Annotated in this window: 16 protein-coding genes and 2 pseudogenes; 4 read left to right on the forward strand and 14 right to left on the reverse strand. The window is 36.0% G+C overall.

The window, feature by feature from the left end:
• Positions 1–80 precede the first annotated feature (80 nt).
• The 14 genes and pseudogenes from LC087_RS12380 to LC087_RS12450 form a co-directional block, all read right to left on the reverse strand.
• Positions 81–1,123, reverse strand: a pseudogene (locus tag LC087_RS12380) (L-threonylcarbamoyladenylate synthase).
• Positions 1,124–1,509: 386 nt separating this feature from the next.
• A complete protein-coding gene (locus LC087_RS12385; RefSeq protein WP_226541533.1) occupies positions 1,510–1,932 on the reverse strand; it encodes a hypothetical protein in 423 nt (140 codons plus the stop codon).
• Positions 1,933–2,026: 94 nt separating this feature from the next.
• On the reverse strand, positions 2,027–2,701 hold the full coding sequence (spoIIR, locus tag LC087_RS12390) for a stage II sporulation protein R (RefSeq protein WP_226541530.1): 675 nt from the start codon (positions 2,699–2,701) through the stop codon (positions 2,027–2,029).
• A 126-nt stretch (positions 2,702–2,827) separates the two neighbouring features.
• Positions 2,828–3,529 carry an N-acetylmuramoyl-L-alanine amidase gene (locus LC087_RS12395; RefSeq protein WP_226541528.1) on the reverse strand — a complete coding sequence of 234 codons (702 nt, stop codon included), beginning with the start codon at positions 3,527–3,529 and terminating at the stop codon, positions 2,828–2,830.
• 24 nt (positions 3,530–3,553) lie between these two features.
• Entirely contained in the window at positions 3,554–3,742 is a 189-nt protein-coding gene (locus LC087_RS12400) for a holin (protein WP_226541526.1), read from the reverse strand.
• Positions 3,729–3,938: a hemolysin XhlA family protein gene (locus LC087_RS12405; protein ID WP_226541524.1), complete on the reverse strand. Its 210-nt coding sequence runs from the start codon at positions 3,936–3,938 to the stop codon at positions 3,729–3,731. Before LC087_RS12405 ends, LC087_RS12400 begins: the two co-directional genes overlap by 14 nt.
• 114 nt (positions 3,939–4,052) lie before the next feature.
• A complete protein-coding gene (locus LC087_RS12410) occupies positions 4,053–4,214 on the reverse strand; it encodes a hypothetical protein (RefSeq protein ID WP_226541521.1) in 162 nt (53 codons plus the stop codon).
• Positions 4,189–8,160 (reverse strand): phage tail protein, encoded by a 3,972-nt coding sequence (locus LC087_RS12415; RefSeq protein ID WP_226541519.1) that lies wholly within the window; start codon positions 8,158–8,160, stop codon positions 4,189–4,191. The genes LC087_RS12410 and LC087_RS12415 overlap by 26 nt, the downstream gene beginning before the upstream one ends.
• A gap of 69 nt (positions 8,161–8,229) precedes the next feature.
• Positions 8,230–8,949 carry a distal tail protein Dit gene (locus LC087_RS12420; protein WP_226541516.1) on the reverse strand — a complete coding sequence of 240 codons (720 nt, stop codon included), beginning with the start codon at positions 8,947–8,949 and terminating at the stop codon, positions 8,230–8,232.
• A pseudogene (locus tag LC087_RS12425) lies at positions 8,950–11,201 on the reverse strand (phage tail tape measure protein); the annotation flags it as partial.
• 174 nt (positions 11,202–11,375) lie between these two features.
• Positions 11,376–11,537 (reverse strand): hypothetical protein, encoded by a 162-nt coding sequence (locus LC087_RS12435; protein WP_226541513.1) that lies wholly within the window; start codon positions 11,535–11,537, stop codon positions 11,376–11,378.
• Between the two features lie 110 nt (positions 11,538–11,647).
• Positions 11,648–11,983 (reverse strand): hypothetical protein, encoded by a 336-nt coding sequence (locus tag LC087_RS12440; RefSeq protein WP_226541512.1) that lies wholly within the window; start codon positions 11,981–11,983, stop codon positions 11,648–11,650.
• 71 nt (positions 11,984–12,054) lie between these two features.
• On the reverse strand, positions 12,055–12,468 hold the full coding sequence (locus LC087_RS12445; protein WP_226541510.1) for a phage major tail protein, TP901-1 family: 414 nt from the start codon (positions 12,466–12,468) through the stop codon (positions 12,055–12,057).
• 2 nt (positions 12,469–12,470) lie between these two features.
• The gene (locus tag LC087_RS12450; protein ID WP_226541508.1) at positions 12,471–12,869 is read right to left on the reverse strand and encodes a DUF3168 domain-containing protein; all 399 of its coding nucleotides are present in this window, start codon (positions 12,867–12,869) and stop codon (positions 12,471–12,473) included.
• Positions 12,870–13,472: 603 nt separating this feature from the next.
• On the opposite strand from LC087_RS12450, the gene LC087_RS12455 reads away from it, so the two are divergent.
• The 4 genes from LC087_RS12455 to LC087_RS12470 are packed head-to-tail and all read left to right on the forward strand — an operon-like array spanning position 13,473 to position 16,809.
• Positions 13,473–14,414: a glycosyltransferase family 2 protein gene (locus LC087_RS12455; protein WP_226541507.1), complete on the forward strand. Its 942-nt coding sequence runs from the start codon at positions 13,473–13,475 to the stop codon at positions 14,412–14,414.
• Complete coding sequence (locus tag LC087_RS12460; protein WP_226541505.1) at positions 14,407–16,146, forward strand: DUF6020 family protein; 1,740 nt, start codon at positions 14,407–14,409, stop codon at positions 16,144–16,146. The genes LC087_RS12455 and LC087_RS12460 overlap by 8 nt, the downstream gene beginning before the upstream one ends.
• Positions 16,130–16,483 carry an EamA family transporter gene (locus LC087_RS12465; protein ID WP_226541502.1) on the forward strand — a complete coding sequence of 118 codons (354 nt, stop codon included), beginning with the start codon at positions 16,130–16,132 and terminating at the stop codon, positions 16,481–16,483. Before LC087_RS12460 ends, LC087_RS12465 begins: the two co-directional genes overlap by 17 nt.
• The gene (locus LC087_RS12470) at positions 16,483–16,809 is read left to right on the forward strand and encodes an EamA family transporter (protein ID WP_226541500.1); all 327 of its coding nucleotides are present in this window, start codon (positions 16,483–16,485) and stop codon (positions 16,807–16,809) included. Before LC087_RS12465 ends, LC087_RS12470 begins: the two co-directional genes overlap by 1 nt.
• Positions 16,810–16,826: the final 17 nt, after the last annotated feature.

A 16,826-nucleotide genomic window follows, 5' to 3' on the forward strand; every position in this document is an offset into this window, starting at 1 on the left:
AATAGCGAGACAACAAAGTTATTCGACAGCAATTTTTCATGACTTTTTGAACAACCTCTAGAAGAAGTAGTTAAGAAAAATCATTCTTTTACCAATTGATAACCGGCTGCTTTTAACAGACGATTCATAATGGCAAGTCCTACTCCATTTGACGGAAAAGACTCACTGAAGATTAAATCAACATCCGTATCATTAAATTTTCTTAGCGTATCGTAAATACTGTTCCCAATCGTTCTTAAATCGCTTCTTTTCCCGCATATCATGATATAATCTGCATCATAAGCATGACGATTCTCCTCTGTCGTCAATATGCCTACTTTAAACCCTTTTTGGTGATTCTCATCTATTAATGATTGAATAAACATCGGACTTCCTTCAACTATCGTTAACGGTTTATCCGGTGCATAATGTTTGTATTTCATCCCTGGTGACCGTGGATTTTTCGTTTCTTCCATAATTGATTTATCCACAGAGATATCCCCAACTACTTGCTCTAGTTCCTCTTTTGTCACTGCACCTGGTCTTAAAATAACTGGTGGGTATTGGGTACAGTCCAGCACCGTTGATTCTAACCCTATCCCTGTTTCACCCCCCATCCACTATACCAGCAATTTTTCCATCTAAATCACTTTTAACATGGCTTGCAGAGGTAGGACTTGGCTTTCCAGATAGATTAGCACTTGGTGCTGCGATAGGAATATTCGCTTCTTTGATGAGCTTGCAGTGCAACAGGATGATCAGGCATACGTACACCTACTGTTGACAATCCAGCCGTTACATATCGTGAAAGATTCTCTTTTTTATGTAAAACTAATGTTAACGGACCAGGCCAAAATTTATCCACTAACTTATCCACATAATTAGGGGGGGATAAGACAATATCCTCAAGTTGATTCACCTCGCCAATATGAACGATTAGTGGATTATCACTCGGCCTCCCTTTTGCTTCAAATATCTTCTGCACAGCCTTATTTGACAAGGCATTCGCTCCTAACCCATACACTGTTTCAGTCGGAAAAGCGACGACTTCTCCTTTTTTTAATAGCTGTGCAGGTTCGAGTAGTTGTGGATAATTATCTTGTTTTGTTAACAAGTTGTCCACAGTCCAATATTTTGTATCCATTTACGTTCTCCCTTTTAAAGGTTGTTCAAAAAGTTGCCATGCAAGCATGATTACAATTCAAACATACACATAGATTAAAACTTTGTTTGTTGAAAGTATAATAGAAAATTCTATCATGACGCAACTAACGATAGTATAAGAAATTTACTAGGAATAGTTAAAATATTAAGAATTCTCAATCGTCCACAAATGAGAAATTTTTTCTAAAAAATGTTTACGATTTGTGGATAAATCTTTTACACACAGGGTAAATGTTTGAAGACGGTAAAACCTAGCTTTTTACTACTTTTTTTCTTACATTTAATCTAAAAGAAAGGTAGTTACCCACATTTTGTGGATAACTACCTCGATTTTGTTAATAACTTTGTGGATTGTAACCGTTTTATTTATTTTGCCATAATGACCGTTTCCTCCGATAAATCTTTCATTTTCTCAGCAACCTTTTCAGGTATATCGCCTTTCTCCATTTTATAATAACCAATAAGTCCAAATAGTTCTTCTGCTGGTTCCGTACTTGCCTTTACAAATAGTTTTTCTAGTTTATACTTAGCCTTCAATTGTTCAATTCCTTCGATTAAGGACAAGGCATAAGCTTGACCAATTTCTGGAGTGACAATTAACAAGCGTACTAATCCATTGTTTTCAACTATTTCTAAACCAACCGATGCCACCACTTTATCATCTTTATCTTGTAAGATAATAAATGCCTCACATATTTCTTTAAAGCGATCCCAGTCTACCTTTACGTAGCTTATGAATTCTGCCAACTTACTATAATCTTGTTCCTCTGCAATCTTTAAACGATACATAGCCTCTCCACCTCATTTTCATATGTTATTACATTCTATGAGGTAGGATAAGGATTAGACTAAAAAGTTGGGATTAGTAACTTAATTGATCCTATTATGAAAACAATCCTTCAAACCATTCTACTAGGAAAAACTTCACTTCTACTTTATCCTCTTCTTCTTCCTTTTTTGGCTTTTCAATTTCTTCTAATAACGTTGCAAGCTGGTCATTGTCCTCCTTTTCTTCTTTCTTCTTTGCTTCTTCCTCCTCTTCTACCGCCTCTCCGTTTGAAAAATCGAGGAAACATAGTGGAGGAAACAGTACACACCACCAATTCGCTCCTTCTGCTTCTCCTAATGAGATCAGGAGCGCTTGATAGGTTCCTGCGGGGTAAAGATAGTTTCCATATAATTTTGTCGGAAACTCTACTCGTTTAAACGACACGGAATAACTTTGAATATTGCTTTCTTCTATCATTGTCTCTTCCACTATTTTTTCTATGTCCACTAACTTTTCTTCAATCAGCTTATGGGCTTCTTCAACGGATGTTAGTTTTTCTACCCACACATTAATTTCTTCATTCACTTGATCTCTTATTTTACGCTTAAGTTGCTGATCTTCTTTTGAGTCACTATTTGCTAATATTCTTAAACGAATTGCGTCGTCTGGAATGGTCACCGTTTCATTACCGTTCGCACTTGTTGGAGACTGATAGGCTGTCCCTAATGCTCCTACTAACAAAATACATATGTATATTAAAATGCTTCTTTGCATATTTTTCTTTTTCATCACTAGATCTCCCCCTTACACGACATTATGGACAAGAGGGAAGGAATTTAAACATAGAAAGAGATTAATAGGTTGGGGAAGTGTTTAAAAGCTATCACTCTCAATGATTGAGAGTGATAGCGAGGTTTATTCTTGAATGATGAAAGCATCGATACCCTTTGCTTTTAAGCTACGAACATGCCGTTCTGCATTATTTTTTTCTTTAAATGCACCTACCTGAACTTTATATAACTTCGAAGATATGTTTAGTTCTTTTATGTTTCTTTTCTTTTTTAATTTATATTGAGAAGCGATTCCTTGAGCAATCGCATCAGCACACTTTTGTCGATACTGATCAGACTTTAAAAGTTGGGATTCTTCTTTGTTTGTCATAAAGCCACATTCACAAAGAATAGCGGTCATTTTCGTTTCTCTTAGCACGTGAAAATTAGCAGCCTTCACTCCTCGATTTCTTCTTCCCGTCTCATGAACTAAATTCTTTTGGACTAAGGATGCAAGAGATAACGCTTCTTTCGGTCTAGATGGATATATATAAGTCTCAATGCCACTAGGATTAGTGAATCCCCTTCCGTATGCATTCGCGTGAACAGATACGTAACAGTTTGCCGCAAATGAATTGGCTTTATTTGTTCTTTCTACTAATGGAATATCTTTTTCTCCCGTATGGTCATCAACTCGCAAAATCATGACATCTTGGTATTCTTTTAACTTTCTTATAGTCTTTTGGACAACTTTACTATTAAACTCCCATTCTCTCATAGTTCCGTCTGGTACTCGCTTTCCTGGCGTATGCATTCCGTGACCAGCATCTAGGACGATTTTAATCAATCAGATCTTCCCCTTTCATCTTTTTTAAAGTTCCAGATTATCTTTATATCCTCTACCAAGCGAAGGATTGTTCACTATTCCTCCCGCTACTAAAACAGCTAAGATAGCATCAACAATTTCTTGGTATCTTGCTGGTGCAATTAAATCATTGACAAAAAGACCGATGAGAGAGAATAAAGCAACCCATAATCCATAGTTTCTAAAACGATCCATATAACATTCCCCCGTTCATAACCAAACCAATGATGGCAATAACAATGGCCCCTATTACGATTCTTAGGAGCCAAGTCGTATTGGATTTAATAGAAGAAAGATCCGCTTTGATATCGGTGATGTTTGATTCGGCAACAGCAATACGTGTCTTTAAATCCGTAATATCATGTTCTAACTGTCTGATTCTTTCTTCCATATCATCACCTCTTTCCGTAAGAAAGCAAGGGATTCTAGTACGTTGAATCATGTAATAAAGTCCTTTGCTAGCTCCTTTAATGAGTCCTTTTAAAATTCGCCAAAAGAAAAAGCCCTATCTGGACTCATTTTGTTCTTCGTTATTTTCATTTTTTGATTCCATTACATGCTTTAGTTGGGCTTGAAGAATCGCATTTTCTTTCGTTAGTTCCGCCACACGGCTACTCATTACATTTAAAATTTCGTTTACGTCAATTTGTTGTTGTGTTTGTTCCATTTTGATCTTCTCCTTGTAGTTGGTTTTCTAAATCGATTACTTTATCGTTTAATTCTTGGATAGCTTTCCATAAATACGACACCATACTATAGTTACTGATCCCTGCTCCACTAGGACTTACAATGTCTACAGGTGCTTCGTCTAAGATTATTCCAAGGCGTGGCATTTCTTCATCTAAATCATTCAGTAAGTGGTAGTTATAAACAGGTGTGCTTGCAATGCTTTCTAGTACGCTATCTTCATAAGCTACTATATTTTTCTTCAAATCACGGCTAGATGTTTCCGTTAAATCGGAACAGTGTAAATCAGCATAACCATTATCACTACTGTTCCTTATCTGAACAGTGTTTGACGTTTTTAGGAATTTGATTACCGCCCTATTTGCCCCTTGTAAGGTAGAATGCCCGTTCCCATCAGAACTCGTTTTAAATCGAAACCAAAAACCTTTTTTACCTCCAATATTGAAGTCTGAATCACTATGAGTATTATCATTATAGACGGTCATTCTATATGGACTAGAACTAGAAGGAAAACCAAAAAAACCTTTTCTAACTACTTCACCAATGTCACCATATTCTCTTGCTGTAAACCTCATATCTTGATAACCACTTGAATAACTACTTCTTAATTCTAATGTTGTTCTAGGATCACCACTAACTATTTCATGAATTCCAGTACTCCAATATAGAGTTCTACCTTTACCATCACCTTTAGTTACCTTAAAATCTGGGTAAGACGAACTAACAAACGGTCTTCTATATTCAAATCCATATTCAAAGACGGTTGCCCTTTCTTCATACCCGTTACGATTTTCAAAATCATACGAATCATAAACATTTAACTCACCGCGTTCTAATATTACTGTTCTATTACTTTCTGCATTTCCATTGTCCTCATAAGTCAGTATTCGGTCACCTTCTATTTGTGTATACCCATCACTATTATTTGATGTTATTTTAACCCCCTCAAGATGACCTGTTGTAACCTTGCCTAAGTTTGCAGTTAAAGAAGATAGAGAGGTTATATTGATATGCCTAGCTGTTATAGTATCTGTATATATTTTCCCACCATCAATATAAGTTCTATTTGAAGAATGTGTCCAATTTGTTATTTTACTAGAAGTTGAATCCCAGTTATTTATTTTACTTTTCATATTTGTGTCAAAACTACTAAACGTTACTGCCCCGCTAATATCAATTTTACTAGCATCAATTTCTATACGTTCGGGTGATTGATTAATAGTTGAAATAATCTTGTCAGTAGATACCTTTAACGTTAACCCATCAGCCGTCTGTTCAATGTTTGATTCTGCTAGTTCTACACGTTCCCCCAAATCAGTCACAGTTGAATTATCAGCTTTACCGTTTAAAGCATTTGTGTAAGTGGAAGACTTCGTCACTGTTGAAATAATAGCGGTATCCGTTGTTCTAAATTTAACGTCATTTACAACACTTGTTAATGTTTCTATCTCACCGTCAGTATGTGCCTTTGCCTGTGTAAGTGCTTCACTAGCCTTTTCCTCCGCGTGTGAGTTAGCCCTACCTTCAGCTTCACTAGCTTTAGTTTCTGCATGACTTTTAGAGTTAGCATTACTATTGGCTATTATAGATTCACTTGCTTTTTCTAACGATTCAACAAGACTTGATAGCATCGTTTTATACGTAGAAAACTTAGAATCTACATTGGCTTTCTCACTAGCTGTTGTTTTTCCATCTGCTATAGCACTGTTTATAGCACTAATTAAAGTTTCATGACCATTATTAGCAAAGTCAGACCATTTAGTAGCCAAGTTACTCTTTTCAGTAGAACCAATAAAACCGTTGTTATAAGCGTTATTCTTACGATTCTCTAAATCTGTATAAGCTGTCTCCAGTTGAACTATATACGTTTGTAAGACTTTAGCTTCAGACTGTTCAATGATTCCATCTTTAAAGCTGTTGTCCACATAAGTTTGTAAACTCCCTACAGCCTCTTCAGAATTCGCCTTAGCTTCAGTGATAGCTTCGGTTTTTGCCGTAGCCACATCACCTGGATTCGCTTTTTTCGATGGATCATATTCATCCGACTCATACGTTGTTTTTGATCCGATTCGTACAAACTGGGCATCTAATATCCCTGCATTAATTTTATCGGCATTTAAATTATCAATATGGGCAGCGGTAATGGAGGCCTCTGCAATTTTTGCTCCATCTATCGCCGCGTCTTCAATCTTTGCTTTTTTAATCGCTCCATCTTTAATTTGCGCTGTATCTATAGCTGCCTTTTCAATTTTTGCATTTGTAATGGCCCCATTTTGAATGGCTGCATTCCCAACGGCTAACTTCCCTATCTTTTCTTCTGTAACAGCCTCTTTTGCCAGCTTTTCTGCATCGATAGATAAATCTACAATTAAGTCTGCGTTTATTGCGCCAAGTAAAATATCGTCTGAGACTATTTTTGCAGTTGTAGCCGTTACTTGTGGAGAAAATGCACTCGTTGTCCCGTGAGTATTTACTGCTCTCACTTTGTAGTACCACTGGTCATTCGTATCAACTTTATGACCATAGCCACCTGCTTTACCTCTCCAGAGTAAGTTGCTTTCATCCGGGTTGAAGTTATTAACTTGCGAAGCAAACAACTCATAGCAAGCAACTGATGATGAAGGATCGAAGTCCCATTTTAACGCGATCGTCCGGAAACCTCCTGAAGCACTGAAGTTAGTAGGAATCCTTGGCACTTGATCAACAAAGCTTGCATCATCGATTTGCGGCTTTTGACTCCAAACCCCTGCCTGATCGTTTACTTTGGCTTCTAATTTATCTAAACGTTGATCATCCGTAAATAAAGGGAGGAAGTTGCCTAGTTTAACGATAGTTCGTTCAGGTTTGTGTAACAAACGTTGAATTTCGATCACTCTAGCTTCTATTAATATCTCTGGAACAAACTGACGATCAATAACAAAGACTGTATCTCCTAGGCGAACCTTTTCATGTTCAAAACCTGATAATTCTTCTAATGCATTCACACTTAGTTCGTAAGATACTAAAGGACTGGTTCTTTCCTGTAAAGCTTGCCACGTCTGTCTTAAGAGATCCTGTTCATCTTCTATATCAGATGCGTCAAAAAAACCAAAGCGATGCCTCGTCCCATTTTCTCTCCCATATCGTGATAATGCATCTTTATCTCCTATCCATTCTTGTCCTATCGGCTTATTAGCAGGATCACCCGCTTCCATTTTCCATTCAACATTCTTAAAACTTCTTCTTACTGTCAATCCATCTGCCGTTTCTTCACTTTTCCCGCGTCCAATAAGAGCGGTTTTAGGGTATGAAACGATCGTTCTACGAATCTTTTGAAGATCTTTTGTCATTTCAAATCTTTTTCCCGTATCTTCGCCTCGCCTAGTCAAAAGATTGATGTATCGACCAGAGATTTGATTATCTTTCACTACAATGTGATCCTTTATCTCTCCACCCCAAGTTTCAACTATCTTTTGAATCCCATCTAGTACACTTTCATAATGAAACTGAATACTTTTTTGTCCTAACTCAGCTACTTCACCTTTTTCAAAACGAGTATCCTTCAGTACATCTGAAAGTGCCTCACTTAAAGTTACTTCTTGTAAACTCATCTCGCTTAAAGGCTCATCTGCCAATTCATCTTTCCATGCTACCATACAAAATACTTCTTTATATAAAAGATCCTCATGAACTTCATCCAGCTCTTTTATGACAAATAAACGAAAATCACCATCTTGATCTTTCATGGCTACCAATTTTTCTTCTTTTATAAAGTTTGAGTCAGGATGATTAGCTGGAACCCAAAACGTAAACGAATGATCTTTATTTAGTTGTTCTATATGCTCGGCTTCCTTGTAGTAGAAAGGCGTTGACCTTTGTTCTTCTCCTGCTCCATTCGCCATAATAATGGTCTCTAGTTGTTCATTTTTATTAAAGATGTATAGCACAATCTGTCACCTCACTTTAAAAATCAACTCTCCCTATCTTGATATAGGAAGAGTTGCTAATAATTCGATTTAGATCCACCTAGGTCTCCATATTAGCTCTGTTGTCGTTCCATCTGTCACTGTAATCGTTTGTTTACCCGGCAATAAATCAAAAAACTCGCTGCTCGCCCAATCAAAAGACGTCATTGCGAGTTGATCATTGATTAAGATCTTACCGTTATGAAAATGGACTTCTAAAATATCTTCTTTCTGAAAGTCCCATTTAATCTTGACATATTTGTCCTGTTCTTGATGAAATACTTTGTATTCTTTCACAGGTTCAGTGATGGTTGCCACTAAACGTAGTGGGGTTTGATAGGAGCCGAGTCCCGTTTGATTGACCGATTGAGTAAAAGAAACTCTTTTTTCTATGCCATATTTAAACGGATCTGTACAAACAAATGTTAAAGTCCCTTTACCAACAGATGCTATTTCTTCTAAATCTGAATTCCCTTCTAATATTCCATAATAGGTCATATTCGGTTCATCGGAAAAAACAATGGGAACTTCAAAGTCTGTGTTTAGGACTCCGTTTAACTGATCTACCTTTTTCCTTAAATCATTGAGAGAGTCTGCTATCATCAAAAACGAAACAGAAAGGACACGCTCTGTTAGCTGTCTCCGTTGAAAAAAAGACCCGTCCTTTCCTGGTATAGACTGACGAATCGTAGTTTGGGATAAGGGACCTCTCCCGTTTATTTCAGTCACTCTGATTAATTCACTTAAATCTTTTCCATTGAAGGTTAACATTTAGTATGCCCCCCTTACTCGTAAGCGTCCAAGCTCTTCAGCGGTATAACGAACGGTACTTTTAGCAAGTTCTCGCCCATCAATCGGAACAGATAAATGAAACTCATAAACGCCTCCGCTTCCTAGCGAACCTCTTATTCCTCTGGCTTTCTCACTTGCCGATAAAGGAGTCACCTTCACAGAAGAACCAGATTTACTTAATAGCTCAGGTCCGGCTTCACCAACGATCGCTGCACCACTACCAAACAAATGACCACCCGTTGCTAAAAATGGAATATTCGGAATTATCGGAGCATTAACTTTCGGTATATTATTTAGAAGCTTTGCAGGTGTATTAAAGCCATCAATAAATTTATTCACCATTCTAATAATTCCATTGATCACCGTTTTCATGCCTGTTTTCAGCCCTTCCCATGCACCTAACGCTGTATCTTTCATTCCAGTAAAAGCTGAAGTAACGTGATCTTTAATGGCATCCACAGGGGTTGAAATAGTCGTTTTCAATCCGTTCCATAAAGTTGATGCCGTGGACTTAATAGAATTCCATGTATTCGTTAAACTATTTTTGACTCCATCCCATACACTAGTTGAAACACTCTTAATCGTGTTCCACACATTGCTGATGGTGTTTTTAATCCCATCAAAAATAGGACTAACTAATGCTTTTAATCCATTCCAAACGGCTGTTAATTTTTCTTTAATCCATTCCCATACAGTAGAAGAAACGGTTTTAACCGATTCCCAAACATTCTTAATAATTATTTTTATATTTTCAAAGACTGGGGATAGAATATAGATCAATGCAGTCCATATAGCTTGCAAATATTGAGTAATAAATCCCCAAACAGCTGAGGTTACTGTTGAAATAACATTCCATACATTTTCTATAATTGTTTTAATACTTTCAAAAATAGGAGATACAAAAGAAAGAATCCCTTGCCAAATAACGGATAAAAATTCTTTGATCCCTTCCCATACCACACTTGTTACAGCTGAGATTCCATTCCAAACTTCTATGAAGAAAGCTTTAAGCGCATTAAGCGAAATCCAAAATAACTCTTTGATAACCTCCCAAAAAGCAATAAAAAACTCTTTGATTTGCTCCCAATATATTAAAACAGTCAATATAGCCGCTAAAGCTAATATAATTCCAACAATCCACCCTAAAGCAACTGAGAAGGTTATCCCTAGAGTCGTCACTATTCCTACTAAGGCTGAGATTATCGGAAGAACAATTCCTGCTATAGCAATTAATCCTCCTAAGATAATTATGAACATTTGAGCTTGAGGAGAGAGATTACTAAAAGCATCTGCCATAAAGGTAATACACTCTACTATTTTCTCTAATGCAGGTTGTAACGATTCAAAAATGGTGATTCCCGCTTCTGCTAATGCACTTTTCATTTCTTCCACTCTACCAGAAAGATTATCTCCCATTGTTTCGGCTAAAGTTTGAGCAGATCCCTCACTATTATTCATTGCTTCGCCAAGCTTAATGTATTCATCTTCACTTGCTGTAACAACTGCCATAGCACCACTCATCGCTTTCTCTCCAAAAAGAGTGGCGGCATAAGCTGCTTGTTGATCTTCATCTAACCCTTTAAATCCAGAGCGTAAATCAGCCATTACTTGATCAAGTGTTTTCATCGAACCATCACTGTTTTTAAGCGAAACCCCTAATTGATCCATTGCTGATTTTACTTCAGACGTTGGATTCGATAAGTTGGTCATCATCGTTTGTAAAGCTGCTCCTGCATCCTTACCCTCAATGCCTGCTCTAGACATCATTGCTAAAGCTTGTGTTGTATCTTCAAAAGAATATCCTAGTTTACTAGCAAGAGGTCCACAAACATTCAAACTATCCCCTAAAGAACCTACCGATGCTTCCGCATGGGTAGAAGCAGCCGCTAATGCATCAGCAACTTCTCCGCTATCAGCGCAGATTTTCCGAAAGCATTTAGTGAATCAGCCACAACATCTGCCGTGCTTGCTAAATCTTGATTTGAAGCTGCTGCTAAAGCTGAAATATTGTCAATTCCACTTAACATTTCTTCAGTCTCCCAGCCAGCTTTAGACAATGCAGTAAAAGCATTAGCTGCTTCTGTGGAACTAAACTGGGTTGTTTCACCAATTTGTCTCGCTTTTTCTTCAAAGGAAGTAAGTTCACTACTTGTTGCATTCGTCACAGCAGCTACTTGCGACATCCCAGCTTCAAAACTCATTCCAGTTGAAATGGCTGATTTTCCAGCACCAACAATAGGAACTGATAGAGAGGCAAACAAATCACCAATACTGTCTAACTTTTGCCCAAGTTGTTCCAATTTCGTTTCTGTTTGCGCAACAGCTATGTTAAATTGATTAATTTCAGTCATACTAATAAACGTGTTACTCATCTTTTCACCACCTAAAAAAAGAACTGATTTAGCTTAGCTACCAAACAGTTCCTTCCGATCATTTAATACATCCTCTGTAACCCTCTCTGCACTTTCATTAAATAAAGGAATGATACGAGAATTCTTTTTTCGATTCGCGTTAACAATAGCATTGTAAATCACATTTCGCTCCATCTCGTACTCATTTTTTTTCATCTCATTATATTTCTCCATTAAAATACTAAACTGCTTATACGTTAAGTCTCCTACTTCAGAAGGAGAAAATCCAAAGACAATTACACCTTGTGCGATAATCTCTTCATACGTTAGTTCTTTTTTTTAGATATCTCCTTCTTCGCCTGTTGATGCTTTTGATGATTAAATCCTTTCGTAATAGCTTCTTGGATCTGCTTTGTGAAATATTCCATGCCATGTTCATTAATCACATCACCCATGATTTCCCCTGCTTCATTAATGGAGACAGGGTTTCCACCATATTTCAGCCCGACAAACACTAACGTCCTAAATTCTGTCATTCCTGTATTTTTCTCATTTAATTGTGTAATAGGAAAACCAAGCATCTCCTCTGCTTCGCAATGAGCATTAATAGGGTATCTTAAAAAGAATGCATTCTGATTCGTCTTAATAATCGTTTTATCCATTTGGGTAAACCTCCAATATTTTTTTAAAACTTGAAAAGAGGTGAACAAAAAACGCTCACCTCTCAATTATTTTATGCATTTGCCACTTTCGTTTTTGCTAATGCTCCTGAACCTGTTAAAGACATGGAATAAGTGACTAAATCGTCATATGGCATATCAATTGGGAAATCCGTTAAAATCGCATTTCCTTCATATTTTGTGCCACTTCCCATCACAACAACTATTTCTACATTTTCAGAGTTCAACCATTTATCTTCTAGGATACCATAGGCTTCATCTGACTCTACTAATGCACCATCACAATCAATGGACCACTCTTTAAATCCTTGAAGATTTTCTTTCCAAAAACCATTTGAATCTTTTGATGTACCATCAAGTGTTTCTGATGAACGATTTAATGTTGCATTTCGTTGACCCGCTAATACTTTATCTGTATCGTTGTCCTTAATGTATACTTTACATTTCATTCCTTGCATTTTACTCATAATTATTCCTCCGACTCAATTTTAAATTTATAAATGATTTTTCCATAGTAAATCTTTGATTCTTCTTCCTGTAATACTTCGAAACTTTTTAGATTTTGAGACAATAAAAATACACCTTCAACGGAAAGATCCTCCGATAAAGATGCTATAATAGACTCAGCAATTGCAATCAATTCTTTCTTACCTTGAGCTTCGTGCCGGATGTTCAAGGTAAGTTCTATTTGTTGATCCATAGATGTTTTTGTTTCGTTCGGTTCAATTAAAATATCTCCTAACACTGCATAAGGATAAACCGCTGCATCTGATTCATAGTCATAAACAGATGTAATGCGATTCATCACGTCTGGATTATTGACTAATCGATCATAAACAGCACTGTATACTTTTGTAAACTGGTTCACTTTCTATCAAATCTCCTTTCTGAATGATAGACTATTCATTTTCAATTAGGAGAGATCCTTGATCTCCTTTCTACCCATGGTCACCACCTCCTTTCAAAGAATTAAAAACACATCCTATTCGGATGTGTTTAAAAAGTTTTTAGTTTTTCTACACTACCATCTTAGCACTTACATTTGGGTTTGCTTTGCCCTTTGTCTGCCATTTTTCGTCTCACTCTTTTTGAACGTTGGATAGAACATTGTTTTCGTCAACCTCTTAAGATTTTTTCTACATTACCATCTTAACACCCAACTTCAGCTTTGCTTTGCCCTTTGTCTGCCACTATTCGTCTGCATGCACTTAATAAAAACTATGGATTTATTCATTAATAAATCAATGATTAAGAGATGTCTCAAAGATTAATCATAGTATTACTACCATTATTCATTCCTCAATGACAAGTAGAAGAACCGTTAAATAACTTTGAATGACTTTACATTCTCTAATGAAACGTTTCCATTCATTCTCGGAAAAGTCATTGGGAAATTGTCTTTTATCAGTTTAAATGACTATAATATAAAAAGGCTACTGTCGAACAACCTTTGCTAGGAGGATTATTTTCAATGAAAATTGCTGTATTAATTCCTTGCTTTAATGAAGAGCGAACAATTGGAAAAGTAATTAATGACTTTAAACAGGAACTACCTGATGCTGAAATTTACGTCTATGATAACAATTCCTCTGACCGCACGTCAGAAATTGCTATTCGTCATGGAGCTATTGTTAAGCATGAACCAAGACAAGGAAAAGGAAATGTCGTTCGCGCTATGTTTAGTGAAATTGATGCTGATTACTATGTAATGGCTGATGGAGATGATACATATCCTGCAGAGTTTGTACATCAACTACTCCAACCCTTAATAGAAAAAAAGGCCCACATGGTGATAGGAGATCGATTATCAAACAATACCTATCGTGAACAGAATAAACGTCAGTTTCATAATTTAGGGAATAGATTGGTGAAGGGTCTCATTAACTCTTTATATAAAAGTTCACTTTCGGACATCATGACGGGGTATCGAGCTTTTAATCGCTTCTTTGTTAAATCTATGCCCGTATTAAGTCCTGGTTTTGAAATTGAAAGTGAGATGACTATTCATGCACTTGACAAACGATTTATAGTTGAAGAAATACCCATTGTTTATCGAGATCGACCTGAAGGAAGTGAATCAAAGTTACACACTTTTTCTGATGGGTATAAAGTGTTAAAAATGGTATTTGTTCTATTTAAAGATTATAAACCACTAATGTTTTTTTCACTTTGGTCAGCCTTTTTTTTAATTAGCGGATTAGCAGTTGGAAGCCCTGTCATAGTTGAGTTTATTCAAACTTCTTTCATCACAAAGGTCCCATCCGCAATACTAGCAGTTGGGTTAATTCTTGTGTCAATCATGTTTATGATAAGTGGGTTAATATTGGATACCGTAGCTTCTGTCCACCGAAAACAATATGAGTTAGAGTTGAAGAGGATTTATGACACTATCGAGGAACAGAGAATTGATTAAATATGTTAGAGAAGTTGTTCAAAAAGTCAGTTTTGAATATTCACTTACAGTCATTTTATTAATTGTTACTTCTTTTTCCGTTCAATTGTTTTATATCCCTTTTCACTTATGGGGAGCAATTGGTTTATTGTTTTTAATCGTCACTGCATATACTTTCCTTCAAAAAAGGATAAATCACCTAACCGTTTATAACAAAATCGTCATTGCAGGATTCACTCTTTTTTTTATTGTTAGCAGCTCTGGGCATCCTGCTCATCATGAAAACTTATCGTTATTTATGAAAGTTTTAATTTTGTTTGGTGCATTCATCTATAGTTATTTCATTCTATTGTTTATTTTTTCTTTATTCCTGACAAGACAATCATCCAATCCTCATAAAGAAGTAAAAGGTTCAAAAATATTACTATACGCTTCTCCTAGTTTATTGGTTTGGACTGCCTTTTTACTCGCTTTCTTCCCTGGCGTATTGACACCAGATTCATTTGCTCAATGGGGACAAGCACATGGGGAACCGTACAATGATTGGCACCCACTCATGTACACTCTATTTATAAAGATGATGATTCAAATTATTGATTCTCCTGCAACAATTGCTATAGTTCAAATTCTTTTCATGGCATTCGTATTCGGGTATATTCTTTATCGTTTTGAAAAAAAAGGATTTTCCAGTAAAGGACTATTCATTATTGCCGTTATACTAGCGATACTCCCAATGAATGGTATTCATTCTATTACGTTATGGAAAGATGTATTTTACAACAGTTTTTTATTTTTGTTTACTTTTTGCCTTATAGAAATTTCCCTTTCAAAAGGTAAATGGCTTTTAAACCAAAAGTACTTGTTCCTTTTTATTTTTTCATCTTTTGGACTTGTATTTTTCCGTCATAACGGATTCCCTGTATTTGTTATTACAATACTAATCCTACTGTTTACTTTTAGATATTATTGGAAGAGAATTGTAATTGTTGCAGCTTTAACAATTGGAGCTCACAGCCTGTTTACTGGCCCTATATTTTCTCTTCTAGACGTAACACCATCTGATCCAAATGAGATGCTCAGTATACCAACTCAACAAATAGCCTATGTTTTAGTTCAAGATGGAGAAGTCACTGACAGTCAGTTAGGTTACTTGAATGAGATATTGCCTATTGAATTATGGAAAGAAAAGTACCACCCCTATTTATCAGACCCTATTAAATTTTCAAAAGAATACAATAGACAGGCTATCTTTCCTAATAATCTTTCTACTTTTATTAAAACTTGGAGTGAGATCTGTATACAGAACCCTAAGCTCGTTACAAAAGCTTTTCTTATGCAAACTTCTCTTGTCTGGCAGATTAATGAGCCAGACGGTTTAGGCAAGCAAACTACCTATGTAAACTATGTTTATAAAAATGACTATGGTATAGTGAGAGAACCTATTTCTTTAAACTTATCAAAATGGTTACACGCTTATTTGGAAGCTACTAACCAAGGGGTAGTAAGGATGGCCCTATGGCGGACTTCTATGCATACTTTTCTTTTCCTATTTTTAACGTATGTTGCTATTATTCGATTTGGAAAAAGGGCAATAATTGTAGTATTACCCACTCTTCTGAACACTGCTAGTGTGTTTGTTGCCTTACCTGCCCAAAGTTATCGATACTTATATGGCACTACATTAGTGACAATATTATTACTTTTATTTTTATTATCCAGTAAAAGGGACGAGAAGAATGTTGAAATCAATTAAACAATCAATTTCAAAGAATAAAAAAGGGATTATCTTGATGATTATTGCTTCCTTTTTAATTTCTATTGGACAGCTTCTTTGGAAGCTGTCCAATGGAACGATCTCATTAGAATTATTATTGGGATTAGTTCTATACGGATTAGGTGCTGTCATCATGATTATCGCTTTTCAATATGGAAGTTTATCGGTGCTCCATCCTCTCCTTAGTTTGAGTTATATTTTCGCTATTCTACTTGGATTATGGATATTGGATGAAAAACTTCTGTTCGTAAATTATTTTGGTATTCTCCTCATTATAGTAGGGTCTATACTCATTGGTGGAGGAGATGTAGAGTAATGAAAATTTTTATTCTTGTTATAACAATGACACTTTTAGGAGCTTTAGGAGGCTATTTTTTCAAACTCGCTACCTCTTCTGGCTTAAAGTTAAACAAACGTTTGTTTTTTTATGTTGGACTAGGTATCGTTCTATATTTATCAGGTGCTTTTCTTAATATTATTTTATTAAAACACTTGCCATATACAATTGCATTTCCACTCACATCATTTACGTATATTTGGACAATGGTCATTTCCTACTTTGGATTAAAAGAAATAATGACTGCTAGAAAAATTGTGGGTACTATATTTATACTCTTAGGTGCTTTTTTATTAATACTATAAAATATTTCTAGTCCTAT

This window comes from Bacillus carboniphilus, from assembly GCF_020524035.2.
Lineage (GTDB): Bacteria > Bacillota > Bacilli > Bacillales > JAIVKR01 > Bacillus_CC.